The sequence below is a fragment of the Pseudomonas sp. FG35 genome (genome assembly GCF_057809295.1).
In genome coordinates this window covers 38,006-54,311 of sequence record NZ_JBMDJR010000004.1, presented here as the reverse complement: position 1 = coordinate 54,311, position 16,306 = coordinate 38,006, and the positions used below count along the sequence as shown (strand labels likewise).

Genomic DNA, 16,306 nt, shown 5'->3' with positions numbered 1-16,306 from the left:
AGACGCTGCGACAGATCAGTGTTTGGCGGATTAGCCGCGCCGTTGGTCTTAATAATCCCGCCGCTTGCGAAACGCCCAGCGCCCGGCGATCACGGTAAACGTCGCCACCAGCGCTACCAGAATCCAGAACCCCTCCGGATCAGTGGCCAGCGGCACACCGCCGACGTTCATGCCGAAGAAACCGGCAATGATGTTGATCGGCAGCGCCAGCACCGTGACCACGGTCAGGGTGAACAGCGTGCGGTTGCTCTGTTCGTTGAGGTTGGCGGCGATCTCTTCCTGCAACAGCTTGATCCGCTCGCCGAGGGCGGTCAGGTCGTTGATGATCAGCGCGAACTCCTCGGTGGACTTGCGCAGCTCCTTAACGTCCTCCTTCTGCAACCACGGTGGCGGCCGGTTGAGCAGGCGCAACAGCGAACCCGGTTCCAGCGCCAGCAGCCGTTGCAGGCGCACCAGCACCCGCCGGTTGGCGCCGAGTTCGGCGCGGTTGGTCGACAGTCGCGAGGACAGCAATTCGTCCTCGACCTGATCGACGCTCATGCTGGTCTTGCGCACGATCTGGGTCAGCACTTCGCCCTGATCGCGCAGTAGGTGCACCAGCAGTTCCGACGGCGAGCGAAAGCACTCACCGGCCTTCACCGAAGAACGCAGCTTGTCCACCGAATGCAGCGGTTGCAGACGCGCACTGACGATCAGTTTGCTGCGCACGCAAACCCACAGCGTCGACACGTCCGACGACACCATGCTGCTGAGGTTGAACACCACGTCGTTGACCACCGCCAGCAACGCCGAATCGACATGCTCGATGCGGGTCGAGCGCGAACCTTCGTGCAGCGCTTCGAAAAATTCTTCGGGCAATTGCAGATGGCTTTTCATCCAGCGCTCGCACGCGGCGTGGGCCAGGTTCAGGTGCAGCCAGAGAAATTCATCGCCCTCGCTGTCATCTTGCAGGCAGCGCAGGGCAGTCGCCGAATCCACCTCGCGCCCGCGTTCGCCGGGGCGAAAGCGAAAGCCGTAAAGCAGGCCGAACAGGTCAGGATCACGATGGCTGATATCGAGGCTGTGGTTCATGAAGGCTCGCTGCGAGAAGGCGTCTGTCGCGGGATTTGCAGATTCACCTGAGCCGCATCATCGCAATGTCACATGACGCTTGTGTGACAGCAAAATGATGTCAAATCAACGCGTTACCGGCGGTCGGATTTTTCTCAAGAAGGGCGCTGGAACGCCGATCACGCATGAGTTAGGTTGCGCGCCTTCGGCCATGAGCCAAGGTCCGCCGACACGGATGTCCGGCAACAATTCACGTCTTACCGGGCGTGCCTCATCCCTGTCCTGAGTACCTGTGATGCTGCAAAAATCCCTGAGAGCGCAAATTCTCGCCCTGCTGAGCGGCAGCCTGCTGGCGATGCTGTTGATCGCGCTGGCCTGCTTTCATTTCCTGTCCAACGGCGTGCAGAACTACAGCCAATTGATTGCAGGTCCGTTGCACACCTCACAACTGATCGATGAAGCCAACCTGCAATTCAAGGTGCAGGTTCAGGAGTGGAAAAACGTTCTGCTGCGCGGCAAGGAACCGGCGGATCTGGCCAAGTACTGGGGCCAGTTCGAAGACCGTCAGCGCGATGTGCAGGGCATCCTCGGTGAGCTGGCCAACCAGAAAGGCCTCGATCCTGCGCTGAAAACCCGTATCGAACGCCTGCGCGAAGAACATCGTTTGCTCGGCGCTGCGTATCAGAAGGGCCGTGATGCCTACGTCGCCGCCGGTGCCGATCCGACTGCGGGCGACGCTGCTGTCAAAGGCGTCGACCGTGCCGCCAGCGATCAGATGAGCGAGCTGGTCGCCGAGTTGCGCAAGCAGGGCACCGAGCAATCGGCGCAGATCAGCGCCAGTGCCGATCGCACCGTGTGGCTGGGTCTGCTGGTGATGCTCGCGTCCGGTCTGCTGATTGGTTTGCTCAGCCTGTGGCTGGTCAACCGCAACCTGGTCGAACCGATCCGCAAACTCATCGACTACGTCACCCAGTTGAGCAAGGGGCGTCTGGTCGAGCGTGTGTCCAGCGACCGTCAGGACGAGCTGGGTAACCTGGCCGCAGCGGCCAACACCTTGCGCGATTTCCTCGCCGAAACCTTCAACCATCTGCAGCGCAGCGCCAAGGATCTGGACAGTGCCAGCGGCGAATTGAACGCCATCGCCACCGTGATGGCCGGCGGCACCAACGAGCAGTTCAGCCGCACCGATCAGGTGGCCACGGCGATGAACGAAATGTCCGCCACCGCCCAGGAAGTCGCCCGTCATGCGGCTGACGCTGCACGTGCGGCCGACGATGCCGACCAGTCCGCGCAGCAGGGCGAGAAGGTCATGCAGAGCACCATCCACAGCATCACCCAGATGCGCGGCGAAATTGCCAACACCGCCACGGTCATCCGTCGTCTGGAAGCCGACAGCGGTCGCATCGGCAAAGTGCTGGAAGTGATTCGCGGGATCGCCGAGCAGACCAACCTGCTGGCGCTCAACGCCGCCATCGAAGCAGCCCGCGCGGGTGAGGCCGGGCGTGGTTTTGCGGTGGTCGCCGATGAGGTGCGCAACCTCGCGCAGCGTACGGCGGAGTCGATCATCGAGATCAACCAGATCATCCACAGCGTGCAGACCGGTGCGGTGGACGCGGCCCAGGCCATCGACAGCGGTCAGACCCGCAGCGATGAAAGCGTCGAGCAAGTGACCCAGGCCGGCGCCATGCTCGAGCGCATCACCCACGCGGTGGAAGCGATCCGTGACATGAACCGTCAGATCGCCACGGCGGCCGAAGAGCAGACGTCGGTGGCCGAAGACATCTCGCGCAACCTGACCGAGATCACCTCGATCGCCAGCACCAACCTCGACAACGTGCAGCGCACCGAAAGCGCCAGCCAGAACCTGCACGGCCTGTCCGGCCAACTGAACGACGTCACCGCTCGCCTGAGCGTCTGACCGGCCAGTGACTGTGTACCGGTTCGGTTACCGAGTCGTTACACAGTCGATCTCAATTGGTGCAGACCGCCGCCGATGCCCGGTTATCCATAACCGGCATTGGAGATTTCCCATGGTCAGCATCACGTCTGTTTCGATCAATCAGACCGTCACTACGCCCACCAGCAAAACCTCGATTGCCGACACCGGTGACGACACCTCGACCACCGCGGCGGCCAGCACCGGCGTGAAAGCCGACACCAGCAAAGTCGCGGCGGGCGGTGGTGCGGCGCCGGCGGGCGACAGCAGTTCCAGCAGCGATGAATCGGATACGGTGAAGGAACTGCGCAAGCAGATCGCCGAGTTGCAGAAGCAATTGCAGGAAGAGCAGCAGGCGTTGCAAGCGGCTCAGGCCAAGCAGGAAAGTCAGGACGCCAAGGCTGCGGATGTCACGGCTGCGCAATCGCAGATCGCGACGACGTCGGCTTCGTTGCAGACGGCGACGGCGGCGTTGTTGGCGGCGTTGCAGGATTCGGACAGCGGTACGTCCGGTTCGTTGGTCAGTACGACCGCGTGAAGCCTTTTCCCCTCACCCTAGCCCTCTCCCAAAGGGAGAGGGGACTGACGGAGTTGAATGTTCGAGTTACGCCGACCTGAAAATCTTGTGTCGAACTCAGGTTTAGAAACCCATGGAGATCGGCTCCCCTTCCCCCTCGCCCCCTTGGGGGCGGTCCGACGTTTCGGGAGGGCTGGGGTGAGGGGGTAGGGGCTGACTGACGAAACATGGTTTCAGCCAGACACCAGACACAAAAAAGCCGCACAACCCAAAAGTCATGCGGCTTTGTTTTATCAACCAATCAAGTGTCTTGCTTGTCGCTCAGCACCTTGCCGGTGGTCGCATCGAAGTCCACATCGAACTCCTTGCCATCAGCAGTACGCAACTCAACTTCGTACTCATAACCATTGAAGTGGTTATCCAGATCCGTGTCAGTGATGGTCGCGCCCGGATGTAGTTTCAGCGCTTGTTCGTTCATCGACTCCAACGACTTGATCTTGCCCTCCTTGACCAGTTGCGGGATCTGGTCAACGCGAACGTCAGCCTGGGCCAGGCCAGCGGTGAGGGTCAGGGCGGCAGCGGTAAACAGGGCAGTCAAAGTTTTCATCGGTTATTCCTTTGGGTGATTCGTTTAAGTGAGTTCAGGTTAATGGCCGCAACTTAACTCACCCTTAAAACGCAGCGAGCAGGCTGGACTCCCGAGGGAGCGAGCCTGCTCGCGACACTGACTGACGCGCAGATTTACAGATCAGAAACCGTTGTTCTTCAACACCTGATCCACACTGGCAGCGGCCGGGCGTTTGTAGAATGTCAGCAGTTCGCTGGCGCGGTTGGTGAAGATGCCGTCGACACCAGCGGCCATGACTTTTTCGAAGTCCACCGGCTCATCCACGGTGTAGACGTGCACCAGCAGACCCTTGTCGTGGGTGTACTTGTTCATCCATGGCTGCACCAGATCCGAATAGCTCTGATCGCCGCCGTGGGTCAGCTTCGCCGAAGGGCCGGTGCCGATCGCACCCTGTGCCTTGGCGTAGTCGATCCACTGCTTGAACTCGGCTTCGGATTTCGGCTCTTGCTTGCCGTAGAACGCGTTCTTGTCCTTCTCGCCGGAGTCGGCAAAGGTCACTTTGGATTTCGGCTCGATGCTGCCTTCGCCGACCCACAGCAACAGGATCTTCGGCACCTGCGGCATTTCCTTTTGCAGCATTTCCAGGCTGCTCTTCTCGAAGGTTTGCAGGATCACCTTGCCGTTGCTCTCGCCGACGCTGGCGACGTTTTTCGCCGGTTTGGCGTCCGCCGGAATCAACCAGCCACGAGCCTGGAGTTTTTCCTTCAGGTCATGCTCGATCCCCGGGAACAGCTTCGGCTCCTTGGTTTCGATGTACAGGCCCGGCTTGTGCTTCGGATTGGCCTGGGCGATGTCGATGATTTCGTCGAGTGTCAGAATCTTCAGACCGACATAGGACGGACGCGCGCGATCGGGGTACTTGGCGTTGTACCAGCTGCCGGCGTCGAGGGTTTTCAGTTCGGCCATGGTGAAGGCATTGGCCGGGCTGTCCTTGCGCTCCGGGAACTTGGTAGCGACGTCGGTGGTGCGTTGCAGGTTGTCGTCGTGCAGGGCGAACAGCACGCCGTCCTTGCTGCGCTGCAAGTCCATTTCCAGGTAGTCGGCGCCCAGGTCGCGGGCCAGTTTGTAGGAGGCGGCGGTGGATTCCGGGGCATCGAAGGACGCGCCACGATGGGCGATCACCGCCGGGTGCGGAATGCCCTCGGAGGCAGCGAGCGCAACAGGGCTTGGCTGGCTGGCGGCGTGGGTCTGGCCGAGGCCGAGCAGCAGGCTCAGCAGCAGTGCGCTTTTGGTGAACGTGGCGGGCATGTCGAGGTCCTTTCGCAGGTATTTTCGAAGATGTACCTTTTAGCAACTCAAACGAAAACCTGCTATCGCGAGACCGACATAAACGTACTGAAAGCGAAAATTTGCGCACTTTTGTGCGTTCGTTTGCAGTACGCTTGGCCACGGCAACCGCCCCGGCAGAGGGCGCGCCTCTATGCCCTGCGTGTAAACCTTCGATCACTCTTGTGAGGTTTACCATGCGCATCACATCGCAACTCATCTGCCAGGCCGCCGACGACCTCAATGGCTTTGTCGGCCTCAACCGCAAGACCGGCCAGTACATCGTGCGTTTCAGCGAAGACTCGTTCGGCATGGACGTGGCCGATGACGGCATCATTCCGTGCAGCGAATTCGTCTGGGCACCGGCCACTGAACAGACCATGACCCTCAAGCGCGAACTGATCCAGTTGCTGCTGGACCAGAACATCGATGACCGGATCAACATCACCGAGCCGCTGCGCGTTTATATGAATAAGCGCGAAGTGCCGGAGATTGAGGCGGTGCGTAGTCTGGTGAAGGGCTGATCATCCGAATCGATAATCGCGTTCCACTTTGCACACCCGCGTATGAAAACCCGAGTACCAGGTCGAACGTCCGCGTTCACGAATCGCCTGGTGCTCGGGATGATGTTTCCACGCCAGGATCGCCGCTTCACTTTGCCAATATGAAACCGTAATTCCGAGCCCGTCCGCGCCGCGAGCCGACTCGACACCGAGAAAACCCGGTTGCTCGCGCGCCAGTTCCAGCATGCGTTCAGCGGCTTCAGCGTAGCCCTGATCACCATCGGTGCGGTTTGAAGTGAAGATCACTGCGTAGTACGGCGCTTTCGGTGTTTCGGCGATCATGCCCGCGCCTCGACACAGGCTTCGACAAACGCCCGCACCAGTGGCGGCAATTGCCCCTTGAGCGCTGCGCGTTCCGGCTGGAACAGTGTGGCGACGAAGAACACATGGTTTTTCAGTTCAATGGCGCGCAAGTCGCCTGACGAATCGTGACCCACGGCGTGCAGGTCATGGGTCAGCAACTCCCGTTCGAATTGCGGATTCACACCGTAGCGGCAGCGATAGCCTTCACGAATTTCCGACGTTTCGTACGCACTGGCGATCAACGAACCGTGCACCAGATGAATGCTGTCCACCGCTTCCACCAGCGAGCAGGTCAGCGGCGTGAGTACCGCGCGGCTGGCGTCTGGCGAGGTTTCGCCGTGCTCGGCATCGGTCCAGCCCAGCACGTGGCGGGAAAACTCCAGCACGGCATGTTGAAAACCGCCGCAGGTGCCGAGGAAAGGGCGCTGCCGCTCGCGGGCAAAGCGGATGGCTCGCAAGGCACCGACTTCGCTTATATAAGGGCTGGCCGGGACACACCAGAAGCCGTCGAAAGGTTCCAGCGGTGTCTCGGGCAGGATTCGGTCGGTGGCCAACCATTCGAAATCGACCGGACAACGAAGGTGTTCCGCCGCCATTCCGAGGGCGACCGGGATGGCTTGGTGGGCAGTAACTTGCGGGTCGAAGTCACCGATCAGGGCGATGCGCAGGGCTCTGGATTCCATGAGTACTCACTGTGCTTGTTGAGGGATGAAGCTCACTATAGATTGGCGTTCACGCACTCTAAATCGGCGTTTGCCCAAGTGATCAATGCAACCACGCAATACCGACTCGATTTCCCGGATCTGGCCCTGATTCTCGCCTTAGTGCGCGGCGGCTCTCTGGCCCGGGCCGCACAGCTGATGAAGGTCGATGTGTCGACGGTGTTTCGCGCAGTGCGCCGACTGGAAGCATCACTCGGCCAGCAACTGTTCGAAAAAAGCCGCGCCGGTTACCTGCCCACCAGCCTCGCGCAGACCCTGGCCGAGCAGGCCGAACGCGCCGAGCAAGCTTTGGAAGCGGCGCGAATCGGCGTGGAGCAGGGCGGTGAAGTGGTCAGCGGCACGGTGCGCCTGACTTGTACCGACTCCGTGCTGCAAGGTCTGCTGCTGCCGGCGCTGGCGCAGTTCATGCCGAACTACCCGGCGCTGAGCATCGAACTGAGCACCTCCAATGATTTCGCCAACCTCAGCCGCCGCGATGCCGACATCGCCCTGCGCCTGACGCGCACACCACCGGAGCATCTGGTCGGACGGGAGCTGGCGAAGATTTCCTACCGGGTCTGCGCCAGTCAGCGTTATCTACAAAAGGTTGAAGCGGCCGATCTGGCGGCGCTGACCTGGATCGCCCCGGACGACTTTTTGCCCGATCACCCGACCGTCGCCTGGCGCCGCCAGCAGTTGCCGGGGGTGACTCCCAACTATCGCTGCAACAGCATGCTGTCTGTCACGGAGTTGGTCCGCGCCGGACTGGGCGTAGCGGCGTTGCCGGACTTTCTCATCAATGAGGGGCTGCTGGCCCTGAGCGAACCACTGCACGGTTATGACACCGCGCTGTGGCTGCTGACCCGCCCGGACTGCCGCGCGTTGCGCTCGGTGGTCACGTTGTTCGACGAGTTGGGACGGGCGCTGAGGGTTTCGTGATCAGCCCTGCTGGGTCTGGCGCATGTGATCGTGCAGTTCGCGGGTCAGGCCTTCGATGCGCTCGGTCAGGTTCTTGGTCATCTCCGTGAGTCGAGTGTTCTGCTCCAGCAGCTCAAGCAGTTGCGCGGTGTTCTTCGCCGCTTGCGCCTGGCGTTCGCTGTTGGCCACGGCCAGGGCTTCGCGATGTTGCGCGTCAGCGTCCGATTGCGCTTTGTCGCGTGCAGCCTGACGAGTCTGTGCCAACAGAATCAGCGGCGCGGCGTAGGCGGACTGGAGGCTGAAAGCCAGGTTCAAGAGGATGAACGGATAAACGTCGAAATGGGTCACGCCAAAGATGTTGAGACTGATCCACAGCACCACGATCAGCGTCTGCGCGCCGAGAAAGGTTGGCGTGCCGAAAAAACGCGCAAACGCCTCGGCCCGCAAGGCGAATTTGTCGTTACCGAAGGTTGTGTTGAGGTGGGCGTGGGGGCGATGAAAGCGCAGGTGATCGACAGGGGCGGTGGATGATTCGGTTTTTTCGGTGGTCATGACGGACTCGGCAGGGCTTGGGACGTTGAGTCACTATAGCCCTGCGTCGCCCGTGTTGGCCTTATCCCGGCGCACGCTCGTTGGCAAACATGCTCACCGCTTCCACCGCCTCGCTGGCGCCGTCCCGAATCTGCAGAATCACCGTACCGGCCTGATCCGCCAGCTCCACACCTTGCGCCGCACGCCCTCGGGTGCCGTCCATGCTCTTGATCGCCTGACGGGTTTCGGTCTGGATCAGGCTGATCATGTTGGAAATTTCCGCAGTGGAGCCGCTGGTGCGCGCTGCCAGCTGCCGCACTTCATCGGCCACCACGGCAAAACCGCGACCCTGCTCACCGGCTCGGGCGGCTTCGATTGCAGCGTTCAGGGCCAAAAGATTGGTCTGATCGGCAATCGCGCGGATGGTGTTGACGATGGCAGTGATCTGCTCGGAGCGTTCGCCGAGCTGCGCGATGAGGGTTGAGGATTCGGCAATGTCGTCGGCAATCTCGCGCATTTCACTGGCGGCTTGCTGAATCACTTGCGTACCTTGCTCGGCGACTTTTCGGGTGGCCACCGAGATGTGATAGGCCGCGCTGGCACTGCGCGCATCCTGCTCGTGCTGTTCGACCCGGGCGGTCACGTCCGACGCGAACTTCACCACTTTGCACAAGCGGCCGGCGGCGTCGTAGACCGGGTTGTAATTGGCTTCAAGCCACACGGTCTGACCGCGTTTGTCGACGCGTTCGAACTGGCCCTGAAACAGTTCGCCCTGATTCAACCGGCGCCAGAAATCCTGGTAGGCGCTGCTGTTGACCAGTTGCGCGGGGCAGAACAAGCGGTGATGTTTGCCTTTGAGTTCGGCAAGGGTGTAACCCATGCGCGTCAGGAAATTCTGATTGGCGGTGAGAATATTGCCGTCGAGATCGAATTCGATCACCGCCATGGCGCGGTCGATCGCCTGCAATTTCGCATTGGCTTCGCTTTCCTGCTGCACTTTGGCGGTGACATCCATCGCGTACTTGACCACTTTCACTACGCGGCCCGAGTCGTCCTTGATCGGGTTATAGCTGGCTTCGAGCCAGATCGGACGGCCCTGACTGTCGATGCGTTCAAAGGTGCCGGACTGGAATTGGCCGCTTTTCAATCGCGACCATAATTCGGTGTACTGATTGCCACGGGCAAACTCTGGAGAACAGAAATGGCGATGAGGCTGCCCGACCACCTGTTCGCGGGTGTAACCCATGGTTTTCAGGAAGTTGTCGTTGGCGCGCAGAACGACACCGTCGACATCGAATTCGATCACTGCCATGGAGCGGTTGATCGCTTCCAACAGGCCGGCTTGTTGGTTGATGGTGTTTTGAAGATCGACGAGGGCGGTCTTGTGACGATTGAAAATCATGCTCGTGGCACTCTGGAAATAGGGCTGAAGGTGGGGTCCCTGTTTCCGCGTCAGCCAGCCAGATAGCTCGATGGCTGGAAGCAGTGTGCCAGCATCCTGGCTGGCGGATTAACTTATACAAAACTTTATAAACTTGTACAAGAAATCGATTTTTCTCAATTTTGTACAAGTTTTTTCAGGCGGGTGATCGGCTCAACGCTACGCTGATTGTGTTACGTCCCGTGTGCTTGGCCGTGTACAACGCCTTGTCGGAATCTTCGAACCACTCAAGGGCGTCGGCGTAAGAGGTTTGATAGCGAGCAAGCCCGATACTCAGGCTGACCCGCAGCTCGGAAACGTCGGGATGGCGGTATCGATCCAGTGCCTGACGCAGTTGCTCCATCAGCGCTTCAGCCTTGCTCAGGGGCAGGTTGGGCAGGATCACGCAGAATTCATCGCCACCGTAACGCCCGGCCAGCTTGCTTTCGTCGAGTACGAATTTCAGCTCATGGCTTAACTGCCGCAGCACCGCGTCGCCGACGATGTGCCCGTAACTGTCGTTGATCGACTTGAAATGATCGATGTCGATCAGCGCCAGGATGGCTTGGGAATTGTGCTGCCGGCACTGTTGGAACTTGAGGTGCAGCAGGTCTTTCCAGGCGCCGTGGTTGAGCAGTCCGGTCAGGCTGTCGGTACGGCTCAGGGCGCTCAGGGTGCGTTTGTGTTCGGCGAGTTTGATCGCCAACCGGTAGCAAACCATTCCCAAAGCCAGCGGATAAAGGGTCAGCATTGGCAGGCAGGCCAAGACCTGAGTCTGTGTAGCCGTCAGGGTGAAATGGACGCCGAACACTGACCAGCCCAGCAGCACGCCGATCACCTGGGCGAGGGCGCCCAGCCAGAACAGGCGCACGCCACCGGCGGCCACGTTGTTCATGGTCATCATCGACAGAATGGTCACGGTTGTCAGCGGGTTGAACTGGAAACACGCGGTCCAGAAACCGCCGCACACCGAGTCATAGAGCAGGTTGCGGCGTTCAGCGCGATAGGGGAAAGCCGAGCGGGTCGAGCATTGATAGGCCACATGCGGCCAGAGAAAACCGTTGAACAGCAACAGCGCCCAGAGCCAGCCCGGCATGTTCAACGGATACAGCGCGGCACCGACACTGAAGAAACCGATGCCCAATCCGATGGACCGTGGCAAGTAAATGCGCCTGGCGAATGACAAACCTTTGCCGCGTTGGTTTTCCATGATGTTCTACGCCAGATTCATTCTGAAACACTTTGCAGTGTAATTCTTCAGACAGACCGTTCATCGGCCAATGACAGACATTGTCATTTATTCCAGCGGGAAAATTCAGTGTCCTTGCGAGCCATTTACCATGGCGCAGGCCTGAGCTAGAGCTGATAGCAGGTCAGGAACATGTCGAGTGCAGAGTCGACCACGGCATTTTGCGCTGTGCTGTCGAGCGAGGGTTGGCCCAGGGAGATTTGTGGCCAGAAGGCAAAGGTTTTCAGCAGCCCTTGCACTTGATGGGCGGCGAACGCCGGATCGACCGGTTTCAATCGACCATCCGCCTGGGCGGCGCGAATCCACACAGTCACGCTTTCCTCACGTTCGCCCATGCGCGCCACCATGTTCTGCGCGCGCTCCGGCGAATGGATCGCCGCCGCGATGGCAACGCGGGCCAGATTCATGAAATTGTCGTCCGCCATCATCTGCAGTTTGGCCAGCAGCATGGTTCGCAATTGATCGCGCAATGGCTGATCGGGCTGATACGAGACGGTTTGCTCGGTGCTGATCCGTGCCCACAACTGGTTGAGAATTTCGGCGAACAGCTCTTCCTTGCTCGGAAAATGGTTGTACACCGTACGCTTCGACACCCCGGCAGTGGCCGCAATCTTGTCCATGCTGGTGACCTCGAAACCGTTGGTACGAAATTCGGTGATCGCGGCCTGGATGATGGCTTCGCGTTTTCGGTCGGTGAGGCGCTGGGGAGCTGTCATAAATTCGATTCGGCAGGAAAAGGTAAAATTACACTCGGCAGTTTACTTGTCATCCGGTTTGTTGCAACCTAGAAACTACACCGATCAGTGTAATGCTGGGTTAATCGGTGCAACCTAAAAACAGATGTCCGGCTGATGCGTGCGTGCCTTGGCCATTATCGTCCCACCGTGGAAAACCGTGAATTGCGCGGCGTTTCCGGAGTCATTCAGTCATGGCCAAATCCATTGCTTCTGCGGGCAGTCAAACACCTGAACCTTCGCGTCAGGCCGAAGGCGTATTCCGCAACCACGCGCCGTTGCAGCGCGAAGGTGTGCGCAAGATGCTGCGGATCATGTGGAACATGATCTTCCACAAACCGCGCAACACCCGGCCGGCGGCAGCCATTCCGGTGCAGCCACTGACCCGCGCGGACCTGATCGCGGCGCCCAACCGCAGCGTCTATCGCCTCGGTCATTCGACCCTGCTGCTCAAACTGCAGGACAAGTTCTGGATCACCGACCCAGTGTTCGCCGAGCGTGCCTCGCCCGTGCAATGGGCCGGCCCGAAACGCTTCCACCAGCCACCGATCAGCATCGATGAGTTGCCACCGATCGAAGCGGTGATCCTGTCGCATAACCACTACGACCACCTCGACTACGAAGCCGTGTTGAAACTGGCGGACAAGGTCAACGTGTTCCTGACCCCGCTGGGCGTCGGCGATACCCTGATCAAATGGGGCATCGATGCCGACAAGGTTCGCCAGTTTGACTGGTGGCAGGGCACCGAAGTCGCCGGCATCCGCTTCATCGCCACCCCGTCGCAGCACTTTTCCGGCCGGGGCCTGTTCGATGGCAACCAGACCCTGTGGGCTTCGTGGGTGATCATTGATGACGACACGCGGATTTTCTTCAGCGGTGACAGCGGCTACTTCGATGGTTTTAAACGCATCGGTGAACAGTACGGCCCCTTCGACCTGACCCTGATGGAGACCGGCGCCTACAACGTCGAATGGCCCCACGTGCACATGCAACCGGAAGAATCCCTGCAAGCCCACATTGACCTCAAGGGGCGCTGGCTGTTTCCGATCCACAACGGCACGTTCGACCTGGCGATGCACGCTTGGCACGAGCCTTTCGATCGCATTCTTGCTTTGGCCTGGGAACGCAGTGTGTCGATAACCACGCCGAAGATGGGCGAGGCGTTCAACCTGATGCAACCGCAACGTGGGGACGCGTGGTGGTTGGAAATGGAACAAGAGATGTCAGAAAAAGGGCGTGTTGCTTGTAGCGGCTACAAGGCTGGGTGAGTTTTCCTACCGGCACTGGTTCTTGTTGCTGACAGCCGTTTCCTGCGGCTTCGGTAGGCTTGGTCGCGAGTGAAATGACTCACTCGTGATTGGCTTAAACAAGGATTAGAAAATGAAATTCCGCTTTAAACGCAGCATGAATGCGCTGGCGCCGGCCATCCTGCTTTCGCTGAACAGTAGCGTCGCCCTCGCAGCGTCCTCCAGTGCGCCACTTGAATACGCAAGCGCCAGCGAGCTGAGTGCAATGATGGCCAGCAACGAACTGACCTCGGTCGCGCTGGTTCAACACCTCATCACACGCATTGCGGATCTGGACAAGCAAGGCCCGACCCTCAATGCCATCATCGAAATAAACCCCCAGGCTCTCGACATCGCGACCGCGCTGGATGAAGAGCGTGCGCAAGGCAACCTCCGTGGCCCGCTGCACGGAATCCCGGTCCTGTTGAAGGACAACTTCGATACTGCCGACAGCATGCAAACCGGTGCCGGTTCGTTGGCCATGATCGGGCAGCCGGCGGCTCAGGATGCGTTCACGGTCAAACAATTGCGCGATGCCGGCGCCATCCTGCTGGGCAAGGCCAACATGAGCGAGTGGTCGGGAATGCGGGACTTGTCACTGCCCTTGGGGTGGAGCGGGCGCGGTGGTCAGGGGAAAAATCCTCATGTCCTCAGCGAAAGTACTTGTGGTTCCAGTTCAGGTTCGGCGGCAGCGGTTGCCGCAGGGCTCGCTCCACTGGCCATGGGAACTGAAACCAACGGCTCGATCAGTTGCCCGGCGTCGGCCAATGGTGTGGTTGGCGTCAAACCGTCGCTCGGATTGTTCAGCCGCGCCGGCATCGTGCCAATCACCCGCTTGCAAGACACGCCGGGCACAATGACCCGAACCGTGCGGGATGCCGCGCTGTTGTTCAACGTCATACAAGGCGTTGACGCCTCGGATAGCGCCACTGCTGACGCGCCCACTGGCGTCGACTACACCGCATTGCTTTCCAGTGAAGCCCTGCAAGGCAAACGGATCGGTTATCCGATTGCATACACTGGATCCCACGCTACGGTACTGAACCCGAGTCTGGAGATGCTTGCCGCGATGGCCACCCTGGAAGAGCAGGGCGCTACGCTGGTCCCGCTGACTGTGCGTCTGCCGGACATCGATGACTACGTTAACGGCCTGATGGGCGCGATGAAGCATGAGCTGCCCGAATATCTCGCCAGCCGCCAGGGCTTGCCGGTCGACTCCTTGCAGGCTCTGATCGACTTCAACCTGGCCAATCCCGGTGAGGAGCAACATGGCCAGCAGACGCTCGAGACCATCAACGCGTCGGCGCTTTCCCACCAGGAGGCGAGCGCACTGATTACCACCATCAGCCAGAACTTCAAGGACGCTATCGATGAGCAGGTGCGTGAGCACAATCTGGATGCCCTGTTCGCCGAAGCGGACGGCTTTTCCCAGTTCTCCGCCGCCACCGCAGGCTACCCGGCAATCACCTTGCCCTCGGGCATGAACGATGACGCCACGCCGACCTCCGTGACCTTCTACGGCCAGCAGTGGAGCGAGCCACAGTTGTTTGCCATGGCGTACAGCTACGAACAGGCTTCGATGGAATTGCGTCATCCGGGGTTCAAGGAGTAAACACCTTGTTGGCAGTGCGTTGTCTTCGACTATTTCAAGCACTGCCGTATCAAGCGAACACCACCTCAATTCGGCCCTCTTTGCGAGAGCGGGGGGCCGGTTTGACCACAATCTGCACATCTCGGCCGAGGTGGGAAAGGCATTCCATCATCTTGGCCTCACTGATGCCGCGGAATTTTCCTCTCAGCATTTCGGATAGCTTGGGTTGTGATAACCCCAAGATTTCAGAAGCTTGAGATTGAGTGAGATGACGCGCTTTGATGATTTCACCGATCTTTGAGGAAAGCTGTGATTTGATCCTCATCTCATTGGCGTTTGGTATCTCTAGATCCTCGTAGATGTTCCCTCTGCTTTCTTCGATTCCAATCAATTTCGAGTTCCTTCCGCGTGTGGGCCGACCTCAACGGGTCTTTTCAATCAGCCATTGCATAAGTTTCGCGATCAACCGACGTGGGTATCGCACCTCCGACATTCCCCCCACGCCCCGGCGCAAACCCCGGGAAGAACACCAACCCCTGCGCCTCAAACCGATAGGTCAACGCCAGCCGCACCGCATCCGCCACGTCCTGCTGCGCTTCGAATCGCTGAATGTCGCCTACTGAAACCTTGGCCTCTCGCGACAACTGTTCCACGCTCCAGCCCAACATCCCTCGGGCCTGGGCGCAATGCGTCGGGGTGAACTGGAAAAGGGCGATACGTTCGAGGATGAGGTTCATCGCTGAAGAGGCCATGGTGTGCTCCGGGCTCGAGAGTGCTGATGGAAATGTACTGTGTTTTTGTACAGTTGCTTTCGGCCGGGATCAAACGCATTTTTTGATTTGCCCTAGTTCGCCGCCTCCAACCAGACAGACGGTGCCTGACCGAGGATCCGACGAAACATCGTCGAGAACGCCGCCGGGCTGTCATAGCCGAAATCCAGGGCAATCCGCGTCACCGCTTCACCCGCCGCCAGGCGTGCCAGCGCCAGTACCACGCATGCGCGCTGGCGCCATTGACTGAAACTCAGGCCGGTCTGCTGACGAAACAGTCTGTTGAAGGTGCGCAAGCTTACGTGCAGCTGATCGGCCCATTGCTGGGGGGATTGATGGGCATCCGGCTGATGCAGAAAGGTCTGACACAGTTCGAGCAGTCTTCCGTCAGACGGCAGCGGGATATGCAACGGCAACGGTGCACTGCGCACCAATTCATGCAGCAACAAGTCGATCAGCACGCCATCACGCCCGGTCAGGTCATAGGTCAGCGATAGCTCCACGGCTTCCATCAGCAAATGCCGCATCAACGGCGACACACTGATCACCTGACAACGCTCACCCAGATCCACCGCCCCCGGTTCGATATACAAACTGCGCGTGCTGACCCCCAGCATCAACACCTCATGCGCCACCCCCGGCGGAATCCACACCGCCCGCTGCGGCGGCACCACCCAGTTGCCATCATGCGTGCTGACCTGCATCACCCCGGTCGCGCCGTACAACAATTGCGCCCGCCGATGTGTATGACGTGGCAACAGATAGCCGTGGGAATAATCCGTACCGATCGCCACCACCGGGCGCGGCGTGTCATCCAGCAGATTGATCGAAAAATTGCGCATC

General features: G+C 59.6%; 17 protein-coding genes and 3 pseudogenes. 7 read left to right on the top strand and 13 right to left on the bottom strand.

Annotated elements, in window-relative coordinates:
- Nucleotides 1-48 precede the first annotated feature (48 nt).
- Entirely contained in the window at nucleotides 49-1,071 is a 1,023-nt protein-coding gene (locus ACODTD_RS09330; RefSeq protein ID WP_011335565.1) for a transporter, read from the bottom strand.
- A 274-nt stretch (nucleotides 1,072-1,345) separates the two neighbouring features.
- On the opposite strand from ACODTD_RS09330, the pseudogene ACODTD_RS09325 reads away from it, so the two are divergent.
- The 3 genes and pseudogenes from ACODTD_RS09325 to ACODTD_RS09315 form a co-directional block, all read left to right on the top strand.
- Nucleotides 1,346-2,035: pseudogene (locus ACODTD_RS09325) on the top strand (methyl-accepting chemotaxis protein); the annotation flags it as partial.
- 165 nt (nucleotides 2,036-2,200) lie between these two features.
- Complete coding sequence (locus ACODTD_RS09320) at nucleotides 2,201-2,968, top strand: methyl-accepting chemotaxis protein (RefSeq protein ID WP_371857319.1); 768 nt, start codon at nucleotides 2,201-2,203, stop codon at nucleotides 2,966-2,968.
- A 112-nt stretch (nucleotides 2,969-3,080) separates the two neighbouring features.
- Nucleotides 3,081-3,524, top strand: a complete 444-nt coding sequence (locus ACODTD_RS09315) for a hypothetical protein (protein ID WP_489104775.1) — start codon at nucleotides 3,081-3,083, stop codon at nucleotides 3,522-3,524.
- Between the two features lie 280 nt (nucleotides 3,525-3,804).
- Here the strand turns inward: ACODTD_RS09315 and ACODTD_RS09310 are convergent, their stop codons facing one another.
- The gene (locus ACODTD_RS09310) at nucleotides 3,805-4,110 is read right to left on the bottom strand and encodes a PepSY domain-containing protein (RefSeq protein WP_011335562.1); all 306 of its coding nucleotides are present in this window, start codon (nucleotides 4,108-4,110) and stop codon (nucleotides 3,805-3,807) included.
- Nucleotides 4,111-4,251: 141 nt separating this feature from the next.
- Entirely contained in the window at nucleotides 4,252-5,379 is a 1,128-nt protein-coding gene (locus ACODTD_RS09305) for a glycerophosphodiester phosphodiesterase (RefSeq protein WP_489104774.1), read from the bottom strand.
- A 215-nt stretch (nucleotides 5,380-5,594) separates the two neighbouring features.
- Here ACODTD_RS09305 and ACODTD_RS09300 point away from each other — a divergent pair, with 215 nt between their 5' ends.
- Entirely contained in the window at nucleotides 5,595-5,921 is a 327-nt protein-coding gene (locus ACODTD_RS09300; RefSeq protein ID WP_011335560.1) for a DUF2025 family protein, read from the top strand.
- Here ACODTD_RS09300 and ACODTD_RS09295 read toward each other — a convergent pair whose 3' ends face one another.
- Both ACODTD_RS09295 and ACODTD_RS09290 read right to left on the bottom strand, forming a co-directional pair.
- On the bottom strand, nucleotides 5,922-6,242 hold the full coding sequence (locus ACODTD_RS09295; protein WP_011335559.1) for an antibiotic biosynthesis monooxygenase family protein: 321 nt from the start codon (nucleotides 6,240-6,242) through the stop codon (nucleotides 5,922-5,924).
- Complete coding sequence (locus ACODTD_RS09290; RefSeq protein ID WP_011335558.1) at nucleotides 6,239-6,946, bottom strand: CTP synthase C-terminal region-related (seleno)protein; 708 nt, start codon at nucleotides 6,944-6,946, stop codon at nucleotides 6,239-6,241. The genes ACODTD_RS09295 and ACODTD_RS09290 overlap by 4 nt, the downstream gene beginning before the upstream one ends.
- 15 nt (nucleotides 6,947-6,961) lie before the next feature.
- Between ACODTD_RS09290 and ACODTD_RS09285 the strand changes: the two genes are divergently transcribed.
- Entirely contained in the window at nucleotides 6,962-7,903 is a 942-nt protein-coding gene (locus ACODTD_RS09285) for a LysR family transcriptional regulator (RefSeq protein WP_041475409.1), read from the top strand.
- Here the strand turns inward: ACODTD_RS09285 and ACODTD_RS09280 are convergent, their stop codons facing one another.
- The 5 genes and pseudogenes from ACODTD_RS09280 to ACODTD_RS09260 form a co-directional block, all read right to left on the bottom strand.
- Nucleotides 7,904-8,434, bottom strand: coding sequence for a DUF1003 domain-containing protein (locus ACODTD_RS09280; protein ID WP_011335556.1), 531 nt, complete (start codon nucleotides 8,432-8,434; stop codon nucleotides 7,904-7,906).
- A 61-nt stretch (nucleotides 8,435-8,495) separates the two neighbouring features.
- Nucleotides 8,496-8,933: pseudogene (locus ACODTD_RS09275) on the bottom strand (methyl-accepting chemotaxis protein); the annotation flags it as partial.
- A gap of 108 nt (nucleotides 8,934-9,041) precedes the next feature.
- Nucleotides 9,042-9,725, bottom strand: a pseudogene (locus tag ACODTD_RS09270) (PAS domain-containing protein); the annotation flags it as partial.
- 265 nt (nucleotides 9,726-9,990) lie between these two features.
- On the bottom strand, nucleotides 9,991-11,043 hold the full coding sequence (locus ACODTD_RS09265) for a diguanylate cyclase (RefSeq protein WP_221615358.1): 1,053 nt from the start codon (nucleotides 11,041-11,043) through the stop codon (nucleotides 9,991-9,993).
- A gap of 146 nt (nucleotides 11,044-11,189) precedes the next feature.
- A complete protein-coding gene (locus ACODTD_RS09260; RefSeq protein ID WP_011335553.1) occupies nucleotides 11,190-11,798 on the bottom strand; it encodes a TetR/AcrR family transcriptional regulator in 609 nt (202 codons plus the stop codon).
- A gap of 212 nt (nucleotides 11,799-12,010) precedes the next feature.
- Between ACODTD_RS09260 and ACODTD_RS09255 the strand changes: the two genes are divergently transcribed.
- Together ACODTD_RS09255 and ACODTD_RS09250 are read left to right on the top strand one after the other, a co-directional pair.
- The gene (locus ACODTD_RS09255; protein WP_011335552.1) at nucleotides 12,011-13,084 is read left to right on the top strand and encodes an MBL fold metallo-hydrolase; all 1,074 of its coding nucleotides are present in this window, start codon (nucleotides 12,011-12,013) and stop codon (nucleotides 13,082-13,084) included.
- A 112-nt stretch (nucleotides 13,085-13,196) separates the two neighbouring features.
- The gene (locus ACODTD_RS09250) at nucleotides 13,197-14,714 is read left to right on the top strand and encodes an amidase family protein (RefSeq protein ID WP_489104773.1); all 1,518 of its coding nucleotides are present in this window, start codon (nucleotides 13,197-13,199) and stop codon (nucleotides 14,712-14,714) included.
- A 49-nt stretch (nucleotides 14,715-14,763) separates the two neighbouring features.
- Here the strand turns inward: ACODTD_RS09250 and ACODTD_RS09245 are convergent, their stop codons facing one another.
- The 3 genes from ACODTD_RS09245 to ACODTD_RS09235 form a co-directional block, all read right to left on the bottom strand.
- Nucleotides 14,764-15,084, bottom strand: a complete 321-nt coding sequence (locus ACODTD_RS09245) for a helix-turn-helix domain-containing protein (RefSeq protein WP_011335550.1) — start codon at nucleotides 15,082-15,084, stop codon at nucleotides 14,764-14,766.
- Between the two features lie 43 nt (nucleotides 15,085-15,127).
- Nucleotides 15,128-15,445, bottom strand: a complete 318-nt coding sequence (locus ACODTD_RS09240; RefSeq protein ID WP_489104772.1) for a helix-turn-helix domain-containing protein — start codon at nucleotides 15,443-15,445, stop codon at nucleotides 15,128-15,130.
- 92 nt (nucleotides 15,446-15,537) lie between these two features.
- A complete protein-coding gene (locus tag ACODTD_RS09235; RefSeq protein WP_489104771.1) occupies nucleotides 15,538-16,305 on the bottom strand; it encodes an AraC family transcriptional regulator in 768 nt (255 codons plus the stop codon).
- Nucleotide 16,306: the final 1 nt, after the last annotated feature.